A 22,300-nucleotide genomic window follows, 5' to 3' on the forward strand; every position below is an offset into this window, starting at 1 on the left:
CGTTTCGACTTTTTTTATTGATGGCAGTGGATAGCCTGAGGCGTTCCAAGTTCACACTAAGAACAGTCACCATGTCTCAGTTACAGTCAGTCATAACCCTGCTCCATCCCGATGACCTGCCGGACAACAAGGGCCGGTATTACGACCTGATCCGGGACAGTATCGACACCACGTTTACCGCAGCGTCTTCGGCCCGGGTACAAGCGCTCGGCAGTGCCAGCCTCCAGCGGGAGCGTTGGTACATGACTGCCGACCAGCAGATGAAAAACGCAAACACTGACGCCTGGAACGCGCAAAACGATGTAGACAAGCTGCTCGACAGTCTTCAGGACGTCCGCACATTCGCCGTCCCGCTGCTCAACGCCGCACTGAAAGAAAAGTACCGCCTCGACCTTGATGTGGCGGGTACTTACCTGCGGCTGTACATCCCCAAGGGCACGCCCTGGTACGTGATTGATACCTCGGCTGCCGTGACCACACGTACGGTGTCATTGCTGGACGCGGCGGTGCATAACTTCGCCCGTTCCGAAATCTTCGAAGCCGAGTCCGATTTCATTACCCGGCCCGATCATCGCGGTCACTTCGACATTCTGCCGATCAAGCGAACGATGAGCATCCGCCAGTTCCAGACCCTGTGCCGGGAGCTGGATATCGGCGCCCGTTACCAACGTCATCTCCACAGTATCCTGCTGCCGGCCAACCCCGTGGCTGCGACCGTTCTGCAGTACAAGGTCACCACCAACCAGAAAGCTGCGCTCCACGCCACCGCCCATCTGGCCCTGGCGAAAAACGACATCAGCCGCAATGCCCACAGCGTGGTGCTGCGCCTGTTCGAGGGGCAACGGGGCCTGACCCTGAACGGCAAAGTCATGCAGGCGTTTGACCTGGCGATGATGGACACGACGCTGACCGGCATCGTGGTGTTTGCCCCGATCGAACAGCAAAGTCGCGGCACCGACAGGGTGATTGTCTATATCCCCCATGACCCCGAGCACCCGCTGAAAGAATACGAGTCGATCACCGATTTCATGCAAGAGCTGACGCGTCAGTTGCGCGGCGACAAGGTGCTGCCCTCCAGCGGCTTGAGCTACCGGCAGTTCTTCAGCCAGTTCGTCGACCAGCAACAGCGCGGGCATTTTTTCGCCGATTTGGGGCAACGCCTCACCCGCGTCAAATGGCAGGAAAAACATCCGCTGGATCCGCGCCCGACTTGGCGCGATACGCCGCTGGGAAAACCCAACCTGCAATTTTCCGTCGCGCCCATCAGCCGTCCGCTGTCGGAACACCTGTATCAACAAGCGCTCAACAAGATCCTCAACGACGGCCGGGAAATCGCCGTTTCCACCGCCGATACCGACAGCCGCGCACGCTGGGCCTGGTGGGATAACTTCAAGAAAATCGTCTCGGATATTTTCAACGTCGTGCTGATGGTGGCAACGCCATTCGTGCCGGGCCTGGGCGAACTGATGCTTGCCTACACCGCCTACCAACTGACCAACGATGTCGTGGAAGGCGTAGTGGACCTGGCGGAAGGTCTTTGGGCCGAAGCCGCCGAACATGTGATCTCGGTGGTGACGGACATCGTGCAGTTGGCGGTGTTTGCGGCGGGCGGTGCGATCGGCAATGAGTTTCGCCTCAAGCTTTCGCCGTTTATCGAGAGCACGAAACCGGTTCAACTGGCCAACGGTGAAACCCGCCTGTGGAACCCCGACCTCACCCCTTACGAGCAAAAAAAACTCGCGCTTGACGAAGATTCCAGCCCGGATGCCTTGGGCCTGCATCGCCTCGACGACCAGACTATTCTGCCGATGGACGATCGGCTCTACGTCGTGAAAAAGGATCCCGACACCAGCGAACACCGTGTCCTGCACCCTGAACGACCGGATGCCTACGCGCCGAAACTGACTCACAACGGTCGCGGTGCCTGGCTGCATGAGGGCGAGAATCCGCGCACTTGGGACGCCGTAACGCTAATGAAGCGCCTCGGCCACAGCACCGATGGTTTCACCAGAGAGCAATTGCAAAGCATCCTGCTCATCAGCGGTGTCGACGAAGGCGCGTTGCGCCGCGTGCATGCCGAGAGTACGCCACCACCATTACTGCTGGACGAAACCCTGCGGCGTTTCAAAGCCGCCGACGACACCGCAGCCCCCGGCAGCAATGACCCAAATGCCCGGCAGTTGCAGCACGCATACCCGACCCTGACCGCCGATATCGCTGAAGCCCTGGTGGCCGGAGCCAGGCAAAACGAGCTGGATGCTCTGTCCGGACAACAGCGTATTCCCCTGAACCTGGAAGCCCAGGCCCGCGAATGTGTTTTTGAAATCCGCACGACACGCGCCGTCGAAGGCTTCTTCAAGGCTGATCGGCTGAGCATTGATACCGAACGCCTGACCCTGAACGTGTTGCGTTTGAATACCGACACCTACAAAGACCTGCGCATCGAGGTGCGTGATGGCTCGTTCGACGGAGAGTTGCGCTGCGCTGTCGGGCCCGAAGACGCCTCGTTCGTCCGCTACCTGTTGCGTAACAGACAGGGGCGTTACGAAGTACGCGATTCCGATAATCATCCGCTGCATGGAACGGCTGACTGGTATGAGTCGGTCCTGCGTGTACTGCCCAATCAACAGCGCCGACAACTGGGCTTCCGTCCAGGCCAGGGCGCGTGGTTCCGCGAATGGCTGGTCGCCAAGACCGAGCCACCTTCCGAACGCCGGGCCCTGCTGCTGGAGCCGTCAATCCGGCCGGTGGCCGAGCCGCAAACCCTGTTGCTGCTGCGCGGGCCCAAGCTGTCCACCGATGGCGCGGCGCTGTACGACCGCGTTACAGATCTGTATCCGGCCATGAGGGAACGGGAAGTAGACGCCTTCGTCCGTTCGCTGAACGCCAGGCCCGACCCGTTCGGGGTAATGGAATCACTTGAAGACGAATTGACGTTGTTGCGCAGTACGGTCCAGTGGTGGCTGGAACAAAAATTCCCGACCTTGCCCGACGAACCGGTGATATACCGAGGCACCCTCAAATACATCGCTGAACGACTGTTGCAATGTTTCGAACGACGCGCGCAGGTGTTTGATGAGAGCAGCAGCCTGGAAGGGGGTTATACACTGGATCTGTCATCTGAGTTTCACCACCACAAGCTTGAACGCTGGTGGAAGGAGCTGCCTGATCTGAAAAAATACTTCGATCAGGTCACCACCCTGGCGCTGGATAACACCCAATTTTCGGAAGGCCCCGGCGGTTTGTTGAAAGACTTGCGCAACGTGCGCCATCTCAGCGCCAGGCGCTGCGAATTGCGGCGTCTGCCCGAGGGCGTGGGCAAGATGCATCTGCTGGAAACCCTGCGCCTGACCGACAACCGCCTCCAATTGACGCCCGAGTCCGTGGAGCAACTGCGCAACCTGACGCGATTGGAAACCCTGCGCCTCGACAACAACCCGCTGGGCCTCTCGCCGAATGTCGAACGCATGCCGCGCCTGACCGTGCTGAATCTGAGCAATACCGGGCTCGACACCTGGCCGCAAGGGGTATTTAGCAAACCTCGTCCGCGCGGCTTTTTCCTGGACCTGCAAGACAACCCGATTACCCGTGTTCCCAAGGTGATCCCCGGTTCGGACAGCGCCATGATCATCGCGCGTACCCGAGTCTCTGCGCCGGATCTGCCGCAAAACGCCCAATTCGAGATCAGCGAATACCGGCAGTCAGTGGGCTTGCCTCGGCGGATTGTGTTTGCCCCCGCCGCCGAACGCGCGCGACAAAAATGGCCCCTCGCTGACGATTCGGACTTGTGGGGTAGCGCGCCTGGATTGGGTAGCTACAGAGCGGAAGCGTGGGACAAGTTGATCACCGAGCCCAACGCCGAAGGCTTTTTCAGCGTGATCGACAACCTCACCCGGTCTTCTGACTACCGGGCTGGCGGTGAATGGCGCAAACAGTTGTCCACTCGGGTCTGGAACATGATCGATGCTATCGACCTGGACACTCGCCTGCGCGAGGAACTGTTCACCATGGCCACGGCGCCGACCAACTGTGCCGACGCCGGGGCGCAGCTGTTCAACAACATGGGGATCAAGGTCCTCGCCTCGCGGGCGTACTCTTACTCGACTTACCGCGCGCCACTGGAAAAGGCCCTGGTGACCCTGGCCAAAGGCGCCGCGCGTCTGGATCGTGTCGATGACATCGCCCGGGCCGATATTGTCGGGCGTAGCGGCAACCCGGATGAAGTCGAGGTGTACCTGGCGTATGAAACCGCGCTGGCGGATCGCCTGGCGTTGCCTTGGCAATCGGAAAGTATGCTGTACCGGCCGATCGCCGGCGTCAGCGACGCTGCCATCGATCAGGCGTTCGAGACGGTGTTGTCCATGGAAGACGGCGACGGACTGGTCAATGCCATGCTGGAGCAACCGTTCTGGGACCAGTACCTGCGCCAGACCTGGCCCGACGAGTTCCACGACAATGCGCAGCGCTATGAACGGCTCTCGAATCTGCTTGAAACCCTGCGCGAGGCGCAATCGGAGTGGGCCAAGGCCGAGGCATTGCCCGAAAACCACAGGACTCGACTGCGGGAACGGATACAGGTCCTGGCGCGACAATTGTCCATCCCCGAACAACAGGTGTTCACCGGGGAAGCCATGACCGAGCAGATCTACAACGTTTTCTACAGCGACCTGGGCTACAAACAACAGGCACTGGCCCGGCAAAAAACCCGTGAGGCGCTGGAGCGCGCAGCACTCTAGGCTTGATCAAATACCCATTGTGGGAGCGAGCCTGCTCGCGAAAGCGGCGGTACAGTCAACATGGATATTGACTGCAACGCCCTCTTCGCGAGCAGGCTCGCTCCCACAGGATATGTACCTTTTCGTCAGTCCTTCACGCACCCGGCGCCCGCGCATTGAACAGCAACAGCACATTCCCGTAGTAATCCCCGGCCCGGTAACCTCCGGCCGGCTGCTGCGGTTCTATCTCCAGCAGCACCCGCGAACCCACTGCGGCATCGGCGGCGGTCACCACCAGCCTGGGCTCGATGGCATGGCTCAGTTCCACACCATTGAAGCGCACGCGCAAGGCGATGTCGTCCGCCGGGCGGCCATTGGACAGGTACGCCGGCTCTTCCAGACGCGCTTCAATGGCGCTGTTGTCGTGCCGCACATCGAAATATTTACGCAGGCTGCCGAGCCGGGAGGTCGCAACAATCCATGGCAGGATCTGCTCGCGATGAATCCAACCCGTGTCCACCGGCACGATGTAGAAAGACCGGGTCGGCACCGTCACAGTCACTTCGAAAGTGTGTTCCTCGCGGGCGGCCAGTGCCGAAAGACTCGTCAGCGCCGTTGCCGTCAGCAGTGCGGCCACCGTGCATTGCTTGATCATGTTTGTTACCCACAGCGTCAATTGGAAGCCGCCACTATCGACTGGCTATTGTCAGCACTTTCTTGTTGTCGCCTTCGATCACGATGAAGCGGTGCTCACGGCCCTTTTCCTTGTCGAAGCTGAACGCTTTGCCGGCCATCACATGATGCTTGGTGGTCGGCCGACAATCGTTTTCGTCGGTGACCGAGCAACTCTTGAACTCATCGACCACCACCACGGTGTTGCCGTTATTGCGCAGTTCATAACGCTCGGCGCTGTCACTGACGACCGTGTCGAACCGGGCATTTTTCGGCCGGACAAAGAAGATCGTGCCAAACCCGGTCATCACGTTGACGCCGGCGGACAGGCTCTTTTTATAGTCTTCGCGCTCTTCGCTGGAGATCACGAATTCATCTTCCTTTTCCGGCACGACAGGCACGAAACGTACGCGGAAGTAGCGCTCCTTTTCGCGCTCGCCCATGAACAGCAAGCGCGTACCCTGCATGCCTTTGGCAGGCACGATCAGCCGCGCCGGGCTGGCCATGATGCCTTGGCGGGAGGCGCCGTCCGCCGCGTTCTCGATCGGTACTTCGCTAATCGTACCGTCGGTGCCATAGAGGATTTCCAGCACGTTGATCTTGACGAACGCAGTGCTGTCGCCACTGTTGAATACCCGTTTGAGGTACGTACTTTTATCGCCGTCCAGGTAGTCGTACACGGTGCCCACATTAATCTGCGGCCCAGCCTGAACCGTCAGGCAAAACAAGCTGCCAGCCCACATCAACAACAGACGTTTCATTGTCTTCAACCTCAAATAATGGCGGTATTTTTACCGTCAGACTTCCGAATCCCAGATCACCGTCATGGTGCCGATGTAATTGCCTGCCTGACCGGACTCGAGCATGGCATGGGTCCAGAACTGCCCGATTTCGAAGTGCAGGATTCCCTTGCCGTTATCCACATAGAAGCTCGGCATGAGGTGCAAGGCTCCCGCGCTGCCAATCGTCAGCGGGAACCGGTTGACCGGTCGCCCGTGTTGATCGGTCAGCCCGTTGGGAAGCGTCACCTTCAGTTCCACCATGCCGTACTTGCGCGCGGCCAGATCGTTGATGACGCAATTGCTGCCCACGATGCTGGGGCAGATCAACATCATCTTGAATCGCGATGACGCCGAGATATGGAAGGTCTGGTCGCGGAACAACCGGTTGGGTTTGCGACCCTCGTTGATCCAGCTTTGCCAGCCGCCCTCGGGCACCATTTCGACTTTATTGCCGCCGGGCGGGAGGGTCACTTTCAGGGTGTGCTGCACATCGAGGACGAAGTCCAGGGTCAGGTTGCCGTCATCGGGGTTCAACCCGCCGAGGTCGAAATCCTGGCCGGGGCCGAGGAAATAATTCATGGACCCGGTGTACAGCCCGCTCGACATTCCCAGCGGGTTGGGTGTTCGCAACTCGTAGGCAAAATCCAGGGTGTCGAAGGTCATGAAAGGAATCCGGTACGCCGCCACTTTGGTACAGGCCGCTTCCACCGGGGTTTTCCAGAAAAACCGATAATAGCTATCGCTGTACACCCCCACACCGCTGTACAGGCAAGGCGGCGGCGCATACACCCACGTTTGCCCACCCCAGAGCCTTTGATGCCCTTCCCGCGCGTCCGCCCCGCCCGCCAGGTCGACGGCCCTGTTGCTCAGCGTGTATTGCGAACCGATGCCGGTGATACGCACTTCGACGGTTTCCGATTCGCCGGTTTCCCTGTTCGTCACCGTCAGTTGTCGCCAATTGGCCGGCACCTTGACCGAAACGCCAGTGCCCGGCGCAATCGCCGGACTGGGCCCGAAACGCACCGGTATCCGGATGCTGAACATGTTGTTTTGCTTGCATTCGCTCGGGTAGCTGGAGCAATACCCGCTGTCCGGCGTCTTGTTGATAAATACGTTTCTTTGCGGCTGAGCCGGGTCCGGCGTGAAGAGCGCGCGGATCTCCTGATTAATCGCCTCGGCGCTCGGCACCATCAGCGCCATCACCAGCCCCAACCAACCCGTGGATATTTTCATAGGGTTCAACCTGCCTTCTGATCAGTGGAGCTGACGTCGGCCAGCGTGTCCGGCGTGCACCGCAGGTCACCGATCATCAACACGTTGTTTTCGCTGCGATGACGGCTGGCGTCGAGGCGAAACTGGCAGAGCAACTGATTGCCCTGGCGCACTTCCAGCGTCGGCGCACCGGCATTCATTTCCATGGAGAAGAAACCGTCGACTTCGGTGACCCCGCGACTGGCGTGGTTGATCACGTGATGGCCCTTGAGCGGCCGTCCTTGGGGGTCGACCAGCCGACCGAGGACGGTCAGGGTTTTCATCACCCGCACCTTGCGATACTCCACGCCGCCCTTGTTCAGGTGATAGCGGGTACGCGGCGGTTCGATGCTGGCGGCGGGCACGTTATTGCCTTCGAAATCGAAGCTCACCGAGCTGTTCTGGTACGCGGTAATCGGGATGAAATTGCGCCCCGGTTTCAGCGCTGCGCTGCCGCCGCTGAAGTCGTCGGCGCGCAGCGCGATACCGTCGATATCAGATTCCACATCGACGATCAGCCCAGAGCCGCGCACCTGATGTTCACTGGTCAAGACCATCTGCTGGCCGCCGATGACGAGCGTGCTGTCGACGTTCAGGCCGCCGGTGAAGTTGTCGTTGTAGGAGGAGCGCTGGACAAAGCCGTCGCCACTGAGCGCCGCGGTGCGGAAACTGGCCAGGCTCGAAAGACCGAGGCCATAGGTGTCGCTGAGCGCAGTGACCGACACGTTTTGCAGCACGTGATCCTTGAAGTCTTTGCGCCAACCGAGGGAGGCGTTGTTGTCTCGACCACCCTCTCGCGCCGTCCGCGAACCGATGCTGCCGGTGAACTGCTGGCCCGGTGCGCCCAACGCCAGATTGAGGCTCAGGTCGACCCCGCGATTGCGCTCATCGCCGCTGCTGAAACTGCCGGGCCGGTCGAACAGCGCCAGCCGCCAGTTGGCATCGCTGCCGAACAGCACAGTGCGCTGGGTCCAGCCCAAATCCACGCCCAAACCTTCGGTGTTGCCCTCGCTGTGGGACACCCGGGCATTCACTGAGTTTTTGCTGTTGAGGCGATGATTGAGCGCCAGGGAGGAATTGCTGGTCTCGCCGACAAACACATTGCGCTGCCGCACCCGCGTGCCGTCGGGCAGGGTGTCGTAGGTGTTGGTGGTGTCCAGCCAGCTGCGGTTGTGGCTGATGACCACACTGCCGGAGCCGTAGTTGTAAAGGCTTTGCAGATCGAGGCCGGTGCCGTGGTCCTGAGTCTGGTAGACGTTGGCATACAGGCTGATGTGATTGGCCAGGGTCCAGTCGATGGACGTGCCGTATTGCAGCTTTTCACGAATCTGCCGCGCCGACAGCCCGAGGATCACCCGAGGATGCATCAGGTAGTTGAGCGACGCCCCGGCGGTTGCGCTGCCGCTGGCCTGTTGGTCCCAGTTGCTGAGCAGTTTCTGTTCCTGCCCGGCAAACAGGTTGTAGCGCCAGCGTTCGTCGAGGTTGCGCCAGTTGTTGGGTTTGTAGACCAGCTCCTGGGTGGTGCTGGTGATCTGGCCGTCTTCGATCAGCCGCACTTCGACTTCATAGATACCACCGGGCAATGGCCGGGTATCGAGGGTCTGCAACCCGGCGGGCACCGATTGGGTATTGATCAGCAAACCGTCGCGCAGGATTTCCACCGAGGCCTGGCGGTTGGCCGTGACGTAGATCGGATAAACGCTGGGCGTCGGCGTGTTGATCGCCAGGCTATCGGAACTGCCGAGCATGACGCCGACGGCCGTGTCGGGGCTGGTGCCAAACGTGCGCGGTTGGCGAGTCAGCCCTTCGGAATTGGGGGTGAAATAACCCAGGCGAAAAAAGCGGCCCTGCAATTCGCGTTGAGTGTAGAGCTCGTGCACCGCGTGGTAGAGCTGGTCATCCGGTCCGCCGAGACGGGCCAGTTGCATGTTGAAGGTCTGGCTCCAACTGCCCAGGCTGCCACTGGCTTCCAGGCCATAGCGCCCGCCGAGGTCCTGACCCTGGCCACCGTTGAGGTTGAGTTGATTGCGCACCATCAGGCCGCTGCTGCCACCTTCGGGCTGGTCGTAGTAGCGCTTGACCTCGGTATCGCGCTCGGCATTTTCGGTGACGATCGACACCAGCGAGTTTGCCAGGTTGTAGTGCACGGCCAGCATCTGTTCCGGGCATTTCCCCGTGCAGTTGCCCAGCGCCATACCGGGCTTGAGGTAACCGGCCCAGGTGTCGCGCTCGGCGGCGCTGAAGCGGCTGTCGCTGGTGTCGGTAAATTCGAGCAGGGTGATGCGGTCATCGCGGGACAGCACGATCATCGCCTCCCCCAATGGCTGTTGATCGAGTTCCACGCGAACCGCCAACGGCACATCAAAAAAATGCTCCTCGAATTCCGCCGGCAGACCTTTGGCCTGGGCCAGCAGACTTCGCGGTGTCGAACCGTTGGATACCGGAGCCGCCGCCGCGCTGGCACAAAACAACAGCGCAAGCGCAGCCGCGATGGGAGTCATCGGGAACATGAACACGTACTCTGATTGCAAACAAATGGAAGTCCGACGGGCCAACAAAGTTGCTGGTCCGTCGGTTGAAGCTAACGGCGCAAGTTAGATAACCGGTGGCACGGCATCAAAGATCATGGCCACTTCACCGGTGTAGTCGCCCGGTGCGAACGTGGTGCCGGTAGCGCTAATACGCAGCGGCGCGCGGTAGTTCACGTTGGACTCGGTTTCACCTACAACCATTTGCGGTGTCGTGGTCAGTTCCCGGCCATTGATTTCAACTTTCAAGTTGATGCTACTGGCACCGGAGAGCAGGCGTGGCGCCGAGACGACGCTGGCATGTACCGAACCATTGTTGTTGCGCATATCAAAGAAGCCATTGACCTCGGCCATTTGCCCGGTACCCGGCTGAAAGTCCATACGCTGGTCCTTGTTGATCAGGTCTGGATCGACAGGCACCACATAGAAGCCATTGGTAGGAACGTGAGCCACGAGATTGATGGTGTGCTTGGCTTCACCGGCGGCGAATACGACGGAGGAAGTCAGCGCCAGAATCGCCAGGGGAGCAGCAATAGTCAGTTTCTTGAACATCGGTCAGTACCTGTCTTTTCAATATAAAGGGTTGATTGAAAGTTCAAACGACGCCGTGGCGAAACACGTCGCGGCGATGTCGCTTGAACTTTCAATGCCGGCAAATGATCGGCCAATATCTCTGGAAAGTAAGCAAGTAACTTCCGATGATCGCGTAGTTAAACGCCTCTATGACAAGACAGAAAAAAGAACAAAATTGCGAATTATTGACGGGCAACTGTCAGCACTGGACTACATACAGTTTTATCGAAAAAACCATACAGCCTTTTCAACTTTAATTTGCAGGGCGAAGAGGTATACAGCCTATAGGCTCGGCAACTAATAGAGCTATAACTTTAACTTTAAAGTTACTTCGGTTCCCACAATCAATACCGGTCCCGATGTGATGAACCGCCCCCCTACGTGGACTCGACCACTCGTCGGTCGAGAGAAACGTCCTAGGAAAAACGCCTTGCCTTCGCCTAAAGATATATCTTAAGTTGTATCTAAACACGACGAAAGAAGGCAAAAAATGAGAGACCATCATTCCCACCGCGAACACGGTGACGGCCGCGACGGCTTCGAGAAACGCCCTGGCCGCGAGCGCGGCGGCCGTGGTCCACGGGTATTTGCACCCGGCGACTTGAAACTGCTGCTGCTGGCGTTGATCGCCGAACAGCCGTGCCACGGCTACGACCTGATCCGCCAGATCGAAGGCATGTTCGACGGCGCCTACAGCCCCAGCCCCGGTGTGATCTACCCGACACTGACCTTTCTCGAAGAAAGCGAAATGATCACCGGCGATGCCGAGGGCGGGAAAAAACGCTACAGCGTGACCGATGCCGGACGTCTGTCCCTGAGTGAACAGGCGATTGCCCTGGAAGGCGTGCGGATGCGCATCGATGTCAGCAAACGCTCGCTGCGCGGGCATGATCGCCCGGCTGAAATCCACGAAGCGGTGCACAACCTGCGTCATGCCCTGCAATTGCATCACGGGCGCTGGAGCGCGGAAGAAATCCTGCGCGTCGCCGCCCTGCTCAACAACACCGCCAAAGCCATCGTCGACGGCCCCGCCGTTCAAGCCGCCCAGGAGACAGCCGAATGACTGCAGTCGAAACCCAGACCATTCATCGCGTCATGCACGAAATCAAACGCCGTCGGCTGGAGGTGTTGCGAGTGGTCGACCTGACCCCGCGCATGCGCCGGATTACCCTCGGTGGGCCAGAGTTGGCAGGCTTTGTCAGCCTCGGCACCGACGATCACGTCAAACTGCTGTTCCCGCAGAACGCGGCGCAAACGGCGGCGCTGGAAACCCTGGTGCTCGGCGCCGGTAAAACCGATCAGTCGATGCCGGAAATGCGCGACTACACGCCGCGCCGTTATGACCTGGATACGCTGGAGCTGGACATCGATTTCGTCCTGCACGGCGACGGCCCTGCCTCGACCTGGGCCGAGCAGGCCAAGCCGGGGCAGTTCCTGCACATCGGCGGCCCACGGGGCTCGATGATCGTGCCGGACATCTTCGACAGCTACCTGCTGATCGGCGACGAAACCGCCCTGCCGGCCATCGCCCGACGCCTGGAAGGCCTGGCGGCCAATCGCCGCGCGCTGGTGATCATCGAAGTCGAGAACGGCGCCGAACAGCAGCGCCTGGAAAGCGCCGCACAGGTGAATGTAATCTGGGTGCTGCGCGACGGCGGCAAGAACAACCTGTTGAACGCCGTGAAGCAACTGCAAGTGCCGAGCGGCGATCTGTATGCGTGGATCGCGACCGAGAGCAAAGTGTCACGGCAGATCCGCCGGGTGCTGCTCGATGAGCATGGGCTGGATGACCAGTTCGTTAAAGCGGTGGGGTACTGGCGGCTGGGTGACTCTGACGAGGAATAAGCTTCAACGAAAATCCCCTGTGGGAGCGGGCTTGCTCGCGAAAGCGGTGTGTCATCCAGCATTGATGTGACTGACACACCGCCTTCGCGAGCAAGCCCGCTCCCACATTGATTTTGGGCGTTTAAAAAATCGGCTTTCGCCACCGATCCAATCCCACAATCACCAAAGCAATCGCGACAAACCCCACCAATATCCCCCCGGCATTGAGAAACACCTGTGGATAACCCAGCGTGCTCACATCAATGAATGGATACGGATAAGCCCCCAACAAATGCCCGCGCAGCAGCGCATAGGCGAAATACACCAGTGGATAAATCACCCACAAGGCGATGTGCCGCACGCGCAACGTCCCCTTGGGCACGCAGCACCACCAATAAACCAGAAACAGCAGCGGCAGGATGTCGTGCAGCAATTCATCGGCGAGCAACTGCCAGCCTTCGGGGTGCCACAGATGGCGCAACAACAGGCTGTAGGCGAGTGCGACCACGGCGATGCTCACGGCAATCCCACTGCTGACCGCCGGTTGCAGAAACCAGCGTTTCGCCGCCGACTCCCGCGCCGTCAGTTCGCAGGTCAGCACTACGGCCACCAAGGTGTTGGTCAGTACGGTGAAGAAGCTGAAGAAACTCATCAGCCCGCCCAGCAGGCTGGCACCGATTTCCCAGCGGGTGCCGAGAATCAGGTACATCTGAACAGTCAAACCTGCCCAGCCCAGCACCGCCGCCACGGCAATACAGCGGCGCCTCGCGACGGTGGAGATCAGCATGTTCAGACCGGGCGCTTGGTGCGCATCAACTTCACGTACAGGCGTTCGACCTTCTCCCGCGCCCACGGGGTTTTGCGCAGGAATGTCAGGCTCGACTTGATGCTCGGGTCACTCTTGAAGCAGCGGATGTCGATACGCTCGGCCAGCCCCGACCACTCGTAGTGTTCAACCAGGGCGTTGAGGATCTGTTCCAGAGTCACGCCGTGCAGCGGGTTGTTGTTCTGTTCGGTCATGCCGGGCCTTTGCGCGAAGAAAGAATGAGAAGGCGCGCACCTTAGCCGAGGGTTTCGATTGGTGGAAGGACTGTATGCGCTGGTCTGTTAACTGTAGGTGAACCAGAAAAGATCGCAGCCTTCGGCAGCTCCTACAGTTTTGTGTACACATTCGATCGGGGCGACTCAGTAAAACCGTCGCGGATCGGTGTCGATCAGGCTGGCCAGTTTGGTCAACGCAAAGCGCAGTTCGTCGTGGCTGGTGGGCGACATCAACACCAACCGTACGCAACGGGTCGAGCCACTGCGCTCAGCCTGGAACTGGGTGCCACTGAGTACCAGCACCCCGTTGGCCCGAGCGAGCAGGGTGAATTCGTCGCTGGTCCACGGCTCAGGCAGCGTCAGCCACACGTGATAGGAGTGCGGCTGGGTCTTGAGTTCGAAACCGGCAAAGATTTCCCGGGCAATGGCTTGCCGCGCAGCCGCTTCATCGCGCTGGATGCGGATGAGTTTTTTGTCCAGGCCTTCGGTGATCACATTGCTGGCCAGTTGCGCGGTCAGCGGCGACGGCATCCAGACGCTGCTGCGCACCATCGAGGTCAGGCGCGACAGCAGTTTGGGCGGGCTGTACAGGTAACCGATGCGCAGCGCCGGCATGATCGACTTCGACAGACTGGTCAGGTAAACCGAACGCTCCGGTGCAAATGCCGACAGTGGTTTGATCGACGGATCGGTGGCAAGAAAGCCGTAAATGTCATCGTCGAGAATGATGAAGTCGAACTCTTCGGCCAGTGCCGCGATTTGCGCCCGGCGTTTTTGCGACATGATCGCCGCCGTCGGGTTCTGGCAGGTCGCCACACACACCAGCATCGCCGGTTTCTCCCGCAGGCAGAGTTCGCGCAACGCTTCGGGAATGATTCCTTCATCGTCCATCGCCACGCCACCCAGGCGCCGCTCCAGCCCATGGGCCAGGGAAATGATGCCGGGGTAACAAAGCTCCTCGCAGAGCACCAGGTCGCCGGCGTTGGTCAGGGCACTCATCGCCACCATCAAGCCATGCTGGGCACCCGCGGTAATCACCACTTGTTGCCATTGCGCATCGGGCAACCACTGCCGCAAAAACTGCGCGCCCGCCTCGCGGTGCGCCGGGTGACCACCGTCCGGCGCGTAATCCAGCGCACGCGCAAAATCAGTGCTCTTGGCCATGCCGATCAGCGCATCGCGCAGCCAGTATTCCAGGGTTTCGCTGTAGGGCTTGATGATCGAAAGATCGAGCAGTTCAGACTGCCCCAGGTTCAGCGCCGTCGGCCCCGGACTTGTCGGCAATTCGAGCAGCGGCGGGCCTTGCACATAAGTGCCGCGCCCCACCTCCCCCTGCACCAACCCGCGCCGATGGGCCTCGCTATAAGCGCGGCTGATGGTGCCCGGCGTGACGTTCAGCGTGGTGGCCAACTCCCTCAGGGTCGGCAGGCGATCGCCCTGGTTCAACACGCCGTTGTTGATGTCGCGCGCCAACGCATCGGCAATCAACAAATACATCGGCTGACTGAACTCGCTTAGCTGGGGAACCCACATGAATGATTGCTGCCCATCGTAGAAATGAGAAAAATCGGAGCATATCACATCGATGCCTGACCCTTTGCAGGCTGCCTGATTTGTCAAATTGAGTCTATTGCTACGATCAAAAAACAACCAACAACTAAAACAAAAATAATAAAACTTAAAAATCAATAAGATAAACGCAGATACGCGTTAATTCATCTGTACACACATCTTCGATATTGAATCAACTCAATCCATTCAAATACACTCACCACGAATCGAATCAATCGACTCAATCCTCTCCTGATCACTGCGCGCCTGTGCCGCGCCAAGTCGAGACAACATGGACACACTCAGAAAAGATCTATCCCTGTCAGCGGTGATTGCAGGTTTTATCGCCGTGATCATTTCCTATGCCGGCCCGTTGATCATCGTATTTCAGGCAGCCAAGGAAGCGCACCTGCCCAACGACGTGGTGTCTTCGTGGATCTGGGCAATTTCCATCGGCAGCGGCATTACCGGGCTGTTTCTGAGCTGGCGATTGCGGGTTCCAGTGATTACTGCGTGGTCGACCCCGGGTGCGGCGTTGCTGGTGTCGATGCTGCCAAGCGTCACCCTGCCCCAGGCCATAGGCGCCTATGTGGTGGCGTCGGTGATCATCGCCATCGTCGGGTTGTCCGGCGCGTTCGACAAACTGATGAGTCGTCTGCCCAAAGCCATCGCCGCCGCGATGCTCGCGGGGATTCTGTTCCGCTTCGGCGCCGAGCTGTTCACATCGATCAGGCTGCAACCGGCGCTGGTGCTGTCGATGATCGCGGCGTACCTGATCTGCAAACGCCTTTCGCCGCGCTACGCGATTTTATCGGTGCTGATTGTCGGTTGCGCCGTGGCTGCTTTCTTCGGTGAACTCAACAGCGGTTCGATCACCATCGCGGTGGCTCACCCGGTCTTCATCGCCCCCGAGTGGAGCTGGCACGCGATCATCAACATTGGCCTGCCGCTGGCCCTGGTAACCCTGACCGGCCAGTACGTGCCCGGCATGGCGGTGTTGCGCACTTCTGGCTACAACACCCCGGCGCGCTCGATCATTTCGGTCACCGCGATTGGCTCGATCCTGATGGCGCCGTTCGGCTCCCACGGCTTCAACCTGGCGGCGATTACCGCAGCGATCTGCACCGGCCGCGAAGCCCACGAGGATCGCGACAAACGCTACATCGCCGGGATCGCCTGCGGGGTGTTCTACATTCTGATGGGCACTTTTGGCGCGACCCTGGCTTCGGTGTTTTCCGCCCTGCCCAAAGAGCTGATTGCCTCCCTCGCCGGCCTGGCCCTGTTCGGTGCAATCAGCGCCGGACTGACTGGCGCCATGGCCGATGAGAAACAACGGGAAGCCGCGCTGATCACCTTCCTGGTGACGGCTTCGGGCATGAGTTTCCTCGGGTTGGCTGCGGCGTTCTGGGGGCTGATCTTTGGCCTGGTGGCGCACTTTGTGTTGACTTGGACTCGGGAGCGCAAAGTCGCCGGCGTCGTCGAGGGCAACTGACCGATATTCAGCCCCCCCCCCCTGTGGGAGCGGGCTTGCTCGCGAAGACGATAAGTCAGTCGACATTGAGGTTGCCTGACACGCCGCCTTCGCGAGCAAGCCCGCTCCCACAAGGTCCACATTTTTTTTCCGGTGAATCCCCTGTGGCAACGGGTCGCAGACGACTGTTACCAAATCCGAAACGCTGCATGTCAGTAAAAGCGCTTTCTCTCTTTGTAACAGATCATTATCCTGCCGCCCTTCAGCTGAAACGCTTCACTGCCCGTTCCACCTCGTTGCGTTCAGTTCACCCCAGAAAAAGATCAAGAATTTCTACTTTATGCTCGACTTTCCAACTCCGCGAGACAGCGCTGTCTCCACCCCTGTGTCCCACCGAAAAGCCTTGAACCTGATCGGCGGCCTCAGCGCCTTCGGCCTTGCCACTTGCGTTCACGCGGCCCCGGCTTTCGATAGCGATTCGAAGTGGATGCTCGGCGACTGGAACGGCACGCGCACTGAACTGGCGGAAAAAGGTTACGACTTCAAAGTCGATTACACCGGCGAAATGGGCAGCAACCTGCACGGCGGCTATGACCACGACCGCACCGCGCGCTACAGCGATCAATTCGCCCTTGGCACGCATCTGGATTTGCAGAAGATCCTTGGCTGGGACGACGCCGAGTTTCAGCTGACCATTACCGAACGCAACGGCAACAACATCAGCAACGACCGGATCAACGATCCACGGGTTGGCGGCTTCACCTCGGCCCAGGAAGTCTGGGGCCGTGGCCAGACCTGGCGCCTGACGCAGATGTGGTATCAGCAGAAATTCTTCGACCAGAAGCTCGACATCAAGGTCGGCCGCTTTGGCGAAGGTGAAGACTTCAACAGCTTCCCGTGCGACTTCCAGAACCTGGCGTTCTGCGGCTCGCAAGTCGGCAACTGGGTCGGCGGCATCTGGTACAACTGGCCGGTCAGCCAATGGGCGATGCGGGTCAAATATCACCTGACGCCGGAGCTGTACGCGCAGGTTGGCGCTTATGAGCAGAACCCGTCGAACCTCGATCGCGGCAATGGCTTCAAGCTTAGCGGCAGCGGCACCCAGGGCGCGATCCTGCCGATTGAGCTGGTGTGGACGCCGAAACTGAATGGCCTGCCGGGCGAGTACCGCGCCGGTTATTACTACAGCAATGCCAAGGCCACTGACGCCTACAAGGACAGCAACGGCCAGCCCGCCGCCCAGAGTGGCGAGGCCTATCGCAGTGCGTCGAGCAAGCACGGCGTGTGGCTCGGTGTGCAGCAGCAGATCACCAGCCGCGCCAGCGACAACTCGCGTGGTTTGAGCGTGTTCGCCAACGGCACGATGCACGATAAGAAGACCAACGCCATCGACAACTACGTCCAGGCCGGCGTGGTCTACAAAGGCCTGTTCGACGCTCGCGCCAAGGACGATATCGGCTTTGCCCTGGCCCGTGTCCACGTCAACCCGGCCTACCGCAAGAACGCCGAGGCGACCAATCAGGCCCGCGCCGTCTACGACTATGACGACCCGTCGTTCCTGCCGCCGCAAGACACCGAATACAGCGCCGAACTCTATTACGGCGTGCACGTGACCAACTGGCTGACCGTGCGCCCGAACCTGCAATACATCCGCCACCCCGGTGGCGTGGACAAGGTCGATGACGCGCTGATCGGCGGGATCAAGATCACCTCGTCTTTCTAACCAACCACATACTCCTTGTAGGAGCGAGGCTTGCCCGCGAAGAGGCCGTCACATTCAACACTGATGTTGGCTGACACACCGCCTTCGCGGGCAAGCCTCGCTCCTACAGGGACAGTTTCACTTTTATAACTGAACCATGCCCACGCCAGATCGTCATCTACAGTGAACTTGCGCGGGACTACTTAAAACGTCACGGAGAACCACACTATGAGCACTGATGGTGCTTTGAGTCGAAGCCGTCTGCTACCGAGCCTGCTCGGTATCCTGCTTCTGCTAATGGGCCTGGCCATGCTGGCCGGCGGTATCAAGCTGAGCATGCTCGGCGGCTCGCTGTATTACCTGCTGGCCGGTATCGGCCTGGCGCTGACCGGCGTGCTGTTGATCGCCGCTCGCCGCGCCGCACTGGGCCTGTACGCACTGGTGTTGTTCGCCAGTACCGTTTGGGCGTTGTGGGAAGTCGGTCTCGACTGGTGGCAACTGGTGCCGCGTCTGGCGATGCTGTTTGCGCTGGGCATCGTCATGTTGCTGCCGTGGTTCCGCCGTCCACTGTTGCGCACCGGCCCGGCGCCGATGGGTACTGGCGCACTGAGCGTCGCGGTTGTACTCGCTGGCGCCGCTGCACTGGCCAGCCAGTTCACCAGCCCGGGTGAAACCAAAGGTCAACTGGACCGCGACAGCGTGCCAGGCATGACCAACACTGCCCCGGCCATGCCGGACGGTGACTGGAATTCCTACGGCCGCAGCGCCCACGGTGATCGTTACTCGCCACTGGCGCAGATCACCCCGGAGAACGCGCACAAGCTGGTTCCGGCCTGGACTTTCCGCACTGGCGATATCCCTGGTCCTAACGATCCGGGCGAAACCACCGCTGAAAACACCCCGCTGAAAGTCAACGGCATGCTCTACGTGTGCACGCCGCACAGCCAGGTGATCGCGCTGGACCCGGACACCGGCAAGGAAATCTGGCGTTTCGATCCGAAGCTCTCCACGCAAAACGCGGCGAACTTCAAGGGTTGGGCGCACATGACCTGCCGTGGCGTGTCGTATCACGATGACGCCGTGTACGCGTCCGAGCAGAGCCCGACCGGCAGCGCCAGCCCGGCTGCCGCCAGCAATGCCTGCCCGCGCCGGATCTTCCTGCCGACCGCCGACACCCGTCTGATCGCCCTGAACGCCGACACCGGCAAGATGTGCGAAGACTTCGGCAACAAAGGCCAGATCGACCTCAGCGCCAACATCGGCGGCTTCGCGGCCGGCGGTTACTACTCCACCTCGCCTCCAGCGGTCACTAAAGACCTGGTTGTGATTGGCGGCCACGTGACTGACAACGTTTCCACCGACGAACCAAGCGGCGTAATCCGCGCGTTCGACGTGCACACCGGCAAACTGGTGTGGAACTGGGACAGCGGCAACCCGGACGACACCACGCCGATTGCTGAAGGCAAGACCTACACCCGCAACTCGCCGAACATGTGGTCCATGTTCGCGGTCGACGAAAAACTCGGCATGCTTTACCTGCCGATGGGCAACCAGACCCCGGACCAGTTCGGTGGCGCGCGTACCCCTGAGTCGGAACTGCATGCGGCCGGCCTGACCGCCCTGGACATCAACACCGGGCACGTGAAGTGGCACTTCCAGTTCACTCACCATGACCTGTGGGACATGGACGTCGGTGGCCAGCCAACCCTGATGGACCTGAAAACTGCTGACGGCGTGAAGCCAGCGGTCCTCGCGTCCACCAAGCAAGGCAGCATCTACGTACTGGATCGCAGCACCGGCAAAGCGATTGTGCCGATCAACGAAGTGCCAGTCCCGCAAGGTGCTGTCGCCGGTGATCACACTTCGCCAACCCAACCGAAATCCGACCTCAACCTCATGCCGCCGCCGTTGAAAGAACGCGACATGTGGGGCGTCACCCCGTTCGACCAACTGATCTGCCGGATCGACTTCAAGTCCATGCGCTACGAAGGCCCGTTCACCCCGCCATCGTTGCAAGGTTCGATCGTTTATCCAGGCAACTTCGGTGTGTTCGACTGGGGCGGTATCTCGGTTGACCCGGTACGCCAGATCGCTTTCATGAACCCGGACTACATGGCGTTCAAATCGAAACTGATCCCGGCCGCCGAAATTGCTGCCCAAGGCCCGCGTAAAAGCGAAACCGAAGGCGTGCAGCCAAACAAAGGCGCGCCATACGGCGTGATCCTGGAACCGCTGCTGTCGCCGATGGGCCTGCCGTGCCAGGCACCGGCCTGGGGTTATGTGACCGCAGTCGACCTGACCACCAGCAAAGTTATCTGGAAACACAAAAACGGCACCGTGCGCGACAGCTCGCCGGTTCCAATCCCGCTGAGCATGGGCGTACCTAGCCTGGGCGGCACTTTCACCACCGCTGGTGGCGTTGCCTTCCTGAGCGGCACCCTCGACCAGTACCTGCGTGCCTATGACGTGAAAAACGGCAAGCAACTGTGGGAAGGCCGCCTGCCAGCCGGCGCCCAAACCACGCCGATGACCTACACCGGCAAGGACGGCAAGCAATACGTGCTCGTCGTTGCCGGCGGCCACGGCTCGCTGGGCACCAAGCAAGGTGACTATGTGATGGCGTACAAACTGTCCGAGTAAGTTTTAGCGGCGGTTAAACGAAAGGCGACTCCTGCGAGGGGGTCGCCTTTTTTTGTGCGCGCAGGGTAATCGCCTGTAGGAGCAAAGCTTGCTCGCGATAACGGTTTAACATTCAACATTGAGGCTGGCTGAAACGACGCTTTCGCGAGCAAGCCCGCGCACATTTATCGAAGTTTGCCCACTCGACTGATTCAGTCAATGCTGCTCAATCGCCTTTCGATATAAAAAACTGTCAACAATGACAGTAGCGGCACGGCCCACGGCTGCGGATGATTCGTTGGACGCGTACCAACTTTCGCGCGCTTCGATCCCCCGGGTGGCTCATGTCCCACACTCAATTTGCAACTAACTTGATCGACGCTCTGGCGAAGGGTGAAATTCGCCTGCATCAGTTGCCAGAAAACCTATCGCGCAAAGAAGCGTCACTCATCCGGCGAGAAGCGTTGCAACGGATCACTGGGACTCCCCTCACGACCATCGGTAACTTCACATTTGACGCCCAACCGGCCAAATGCGAGAACTTCATCGGGGCCATCCAGATACCGCTCGGCATTGCCGGCCCGCTGTTGGTCAACGGCCAGGCGATTACCGCCCAAGAACCGGTATACGCGCCACTGGCCACCACCGAAGGTGCGTTGATCGCCAGTGTGTCTCGCGGGTGCGCCGCGTTACGCGCCGCCGGGGGCGCGGTGGTGCGGGTCGACGATGTGGGCATCACCCGCGCACCAGTGTTTCGCTCCAGCGGCATCGTCGAATCCCAGTCGTTTCTGGCATGGGTCCGAAACAACTACTCAGAAATCAAACAGCTCTGCGAACAGGATAGCCGCCACCTTGTTTTGCAGGACATCGTGCCAGCCGTGGTCGGCTCCACCATCTACTTGCGCTTTCGTTTCCACAGTGGCGATGCCATGGGCATGAACATGGCGAGCATCGCCTGCGACCGCGCCATAACCGAGTTAATCAGCCCCGCCACAGGCCTCACCTGCATCAGTATTTCGGGCAATTACTGCTCCGATAAAAAACCGGCGATGGTTAACGTCCTCAACGGTCGCGGCAAACGTATTTATGCCGAAGCCCATCTGAGCGCCGACATCCTGCACGACATCCTGAAAACCGATGCAGCTTCGTTGTGTGAAGTTCAGTACCGCAAAAACCTGCTGGGCTCGGCAATGGGGGGGGCGATGGGCAGCAATGCCCATCACGCCAATATTCTTGCGGCTGTGTTTATTGCCACAGGCCAGGATGTCGCCCAAGTGGCGGAAAGTGCGACTGGCATTACCTGCCTCGAAGCCCGCGAGCATGGCGCCCTCTACGCCTCTGTCCTGCTGCCCGACACACCGCTGGGCACGGTCGGTGGCGGCACCGGTTTGTGCACGCAACGTGAAGCACTGGCGTTGATGGGCATCGTTCCCGGCGCGAAAAAGCCTGGCGTCGACACCTTGCGCCTAGCGGAAATACTTGGGGCGCTGGTGCTGGCAGGTGAGTTGTCGATCATGGCAGCGCAGGCTGCTCATCACTTGGTAAAAGCCCATGTGCAATGGGGGCGTTGA

Annotated in this window: 15 protein-coding genes; 7 read left to right on the plus strand and 8 right to left on the minus strand. The window is 59.9% G+C overall.

Annotation, left to right across the window (positions count from 1 at the left end; all coding sequences use genetic code 11):
* The first annotated feature begins 71 nt into the window (after window positions 1-71).
* Complete coding sequence (locus LOY68_RS25730; protein WP_265040688.1) at window positions 72-4,736, plus strand: NEL-type E3 ubiquitin ligase domain-containing protein; 4,665 nt, start codon at window positions 72-74, stop codon at window positions 4,734-4,736.
* A 133-nt stretch (window positions 4,737-4,869) separates the two neighbouring features.
* Here LOY68_RS25730 and LOY68_RS25735 read toward each other — a convergent pair whose 3' ends face one another.
* The 5 genes from LOY68_RS25735 to LOY68_RS25755 form a co-directional block, all read right to left on the minus strand.
* Entirely contained in the window at window positions 4,870-5,370 is a 501-nt protein-coding gene (locus tag LOY68_RS25735) for a CS1 type fimbrial major subunit (RefSeq protein WP_163912342.1), read from the minus strand.
* 34 nt (window positions 5,371-5,404) lie between these two features.
* Entirely contained in the window at window positions 5,405-6,148 is a 744-nt protein-coding gene (locus LOY68_RS25740; protein WP_265040689.1) for a molecular chaperone, read from the minus strand.
* Window positions 6,149-6,184: 36 nt separating this feature from the next.
* A complete protein-coding gene (locus tag LOY68_RS25745; RefSeq protein ID WP_265040691.1) occupies window positions 6,185-7,402 on the minus strand; it encodes a hypothetical protein in 1,218 nt (405 codons plus the stop codon).
* A 5-nt stretch (window positions 7,403-7,407) separates the two neighbouring features.
* Window positions 7,408-9,930: a CS1-pili formation C-terminal domain-containing protein gene (locus LOY68_RS25750; protein WP_265040693.1), complete on the minus strand. Its 2,523-nt coding sequence runs from the start codon at window positions 9,928-9,930 to the stop codon at window positions 7,408-7,410.
* 84 nt (window positions 9,931-10,014) lie between these two features.
* Window positions 10,015-10,500 (minus strand): CS1 type fimbrial major subunit, encoded by a 486-nt coding sequence (locus tag LOY68_RS25755; protein WP_163912332.1) that lies wholly within the window; start codon window positions 10,498-10,500, stop codon window positions 10,015-10,017.
* Between the two features lie 511 nt (window positions 10,501-11,011).
* Between LOY68_RS25755 and LOY68_RS25760 the strand changes: the two genes are divergently transcribed.
* Together LOY68_RS25760 and LOY68_RS25765 are read left to right on the plus strand one after the other, a co-directional pair.
* Window positions 11,012-11,584, plus strand: a complete 573-nt coding sequence (locus LOY68_RS25760; RefSeq protein WP_163912329.1) for a PadR family transcriptional regulator — start codon at window positions 11,012-11,014, stop codon at window positions 11,582-11,584.
* Window positions 11,581-12,366 carry a siderophore-interacting protein gene (locus LOY68_RS25765; protein WP_265040695.1) on the plus strand — a complete coding sequence of 262 codons (786 nt, stop codon included), beginning with the start codon at window positions 11,581-11,583 and terminating at the stop codon, window positions 12,364-12,366. Before LOY68_RS25760 ends, LOY68_RS25765 begins: the two co-directional genes overlap by 4 nt.
* A gap of 121 nt (window positions 12,367-12,487) precedes the next feature.
* On the opposite strand, the gene LOY68_RS25770 is transcribed toward LOY68_RS25765, so the two are convergent.
* From LOY68_RS25770 to LOY68_RS25780, 3 genes are all read right to left on the minus strand, one after another.
* Window positions 12,488-13,132, minus strand: coding sequence for a Pr6Pr family membrane protein (locus LOY68_RS25770; protein ID WP_265040696.1), 645 nt, complete (start codon window positions 13,130-13,132; stop codon window positions 12,488-12,490).
* A 2-nt stretch (window positions 13,133-13,134) separates the two neighbouring features.
* On the minus strand, window positions 13,135-13,365 hold the full coding sequence (locus LOY68_RS25775) for a VF530 family DNA-binding protein (protein ID WP_007944895.1): 231 nt from the start codon (window positions 13,363-13,365) through the stop codon (window positions 13,135-13,137).
* 165 nt (window positions 13,366-13,530) lie between these two features.
* Window positions 13,531-14,919: a PLP-dependent aminotransferase family protein gene (locus LOY68_RS25780; protein ID WP_163912320.1), complete on the minus strand. Its 1,389-nt coding sequence runs from the start codon at window positions 14,917-14,919 to the stop codon at window positions 13,531-13,533.
* Between the two features lie 310 nt (window positions 14,920-15,229).
* Between LOY68_RS25780 and LOY68_RS25785 the strand changes: the two genes are divergently transcribed.
* The 4 genes from LOY68_RS25785 to LOY68_RS25800 all read left to right on the plus strand — a co-directional run bounded on the left by LOY68_RS25785 (window position 15,230) and on the right by LOY68_RS25800 (window position 22,300).
* A complete protein-coding gene (locus LOY68_RS25785; protein WP_163912317.1) occupies window positions 15,230-16,429 on the plus strand; it encodes a benzoate/H(+) symporter BenE family transporter in 1,200 nt (399 codons plus the stop codon).
* Window positions 16,430-16,748: 319 nt separating this feature from the next.
* Window positions 16,749-18,131 carry a carbohydrate porin gene (locus tag LOY68_RS25790; RefSeq protein WP_265040702.1) on the plus strand — a complete coding sequence of 461 codons (1,383 nt, stop codon included), beginning with the start codon at window positions 16,749-16,751 and terminating at the stop codon, window positions 18,129-18,131.
* A gap of 207 nt (window positions 18,132-18,338) precedes the next feature.
* The gene (locus LOY68_RS25795; protein ID WP_054045315.1) at window positions 18,339-20,750 is read left to right on the plus strand and encodes a glucose/quinate/shikimate family membrane-bound PQQ-dependent dehydrogenase; all 2,412 of its coding nucleotides are present in this window, start codon (window positions 18,339-18,341) and stop codon (window positions 20,748-20,750) included.
* 323 nt (window positions 20,751-21,073) lie between these two features.
* Window positions 21,074-22,300, plus strand: coding sequence for a hydroxymethylglutaryl-CoA reductase (locus tag LOY68_RS25800; RefSeq protein WP_265040703.1), 1,227 nt, complete (start codon window positions 21,074-21,076; stop codon window positions 22,298-22,300).

The organism is Pseudomonas sp. B21-053, from assembly GCF_026016365.1.
GTDB lineage: Bacteria > Pseudomonadota > Gammaproteobacteria > Pseudomonadales > Pseudomonadaceae > Aquipseudomonas > Aquipseudomonas nunensis.

Bases quoted from the DNA above. Each gene is read 5' to 3' on its own strand.
- LOY68_RS25790 (WP_265040702.1), top strand. From the start codon at position 16,749: ATGCTCGACTTTCCAACTCCGCGAGACAGCGCTGTCTCCACCCCTGTG.
- LOY68_RS25800 (WP_265040703.1), top strand. From the start codon at position 21,074: ATGTCCCACACTCAATTTGCAACTAACTTGATCGACGCTCTGGCGAAG.
- LOY68_RS25735 (WP_163912342.1), bottom strand. From the start codon at position 5,370: ATGATCAAGCAATGCACGGTGGCCGCACTGCTGACGGCAACGGCGCTG.
- LOY68_RS25760 (WP_163912329.1), top strand. From the start codon at position 11,012: ATGAGAGACCATCATTCCCACCGCGAACACGGTGACGGCCGCGACGGC.
- LOY68_RS25755 (WP_163912332.1), bottom strand. From the start codon at position 10,500: ATGTTCAAGAAACTGACTATTGCTGCTCCCCTGGCGATTCTGGCGCTG.
- LOY68_RS25765 (WP_265040695.1), top strand. From the start codon at position 11,581: ATGACTGCAGTCGAAACCCAGACCATTCATCGCGTCATGCACGAAATC.
- LOY68_RS25730 (WP_265040688.1), top strand. From the start codon at position 72: ATGTCTCAGTTACAGTCAGTCATAACCCTGCTCCATCCCGATGACCTG.
- LOY68_RS25740 (WP_265040689.1), bottom strand. From the start codon at position 6,148: ATGAAACGTCTGTTGTTGATGTGGGCTGGCAGCTTGTTTTGCCTGACG.
- LOY68_RS25775 (WP_007944895.1), bottom strand. From the start codon at position 13,365: ATGACCGAACAGAACAACAACCCGCTGCACGGCGTGACTCTGGAACAG.
- LOY68_RS25780 (WP_163912320.1), bottom strand. From the start codon at position 14,919: ATGTGGGTTCCCCAGCTAAGCGAGTTCAGTCAGCCGATGTATTTGTTG.
- LOY68_RS25795 (WP_054045315.1), top strand. From the start codon at position 18,339: ATGAGCACTGATGGTGCTTTGAGTCGAAGCCGTCTGCTACCGAGCCTG.
- LOY68_RS25770 (WP_265040696.1), bottom strand. From the start codon at position 13,132: ATGCTGATCTCCACCGTCGCGAGGCGCCGCTGTATTGCCGTGGCGGCG.
- LOY68_RS25750 (WP_265040693.1), bottom strand. From the start codon at position 9,930: ATGTTCCCGATGACTCCCATCGCGGCTGCGCTTGCGCTGTTGTTTTGT.
- LOY68_RS25745 (WP_265040691.1), bottom strand. From the start codon at position 7,402: ATGAAAATATCCACGGGTTGGTTGGGGCTGGTGATGGCGCTGATGGTG.
- LOY68_RS25785 (WP_163912317.1), top strand. From the start codon at position 15,230: ATGGACACACTCAGAAAAGATCTATCCCTGTCAGCGGTGATTGCAGGT.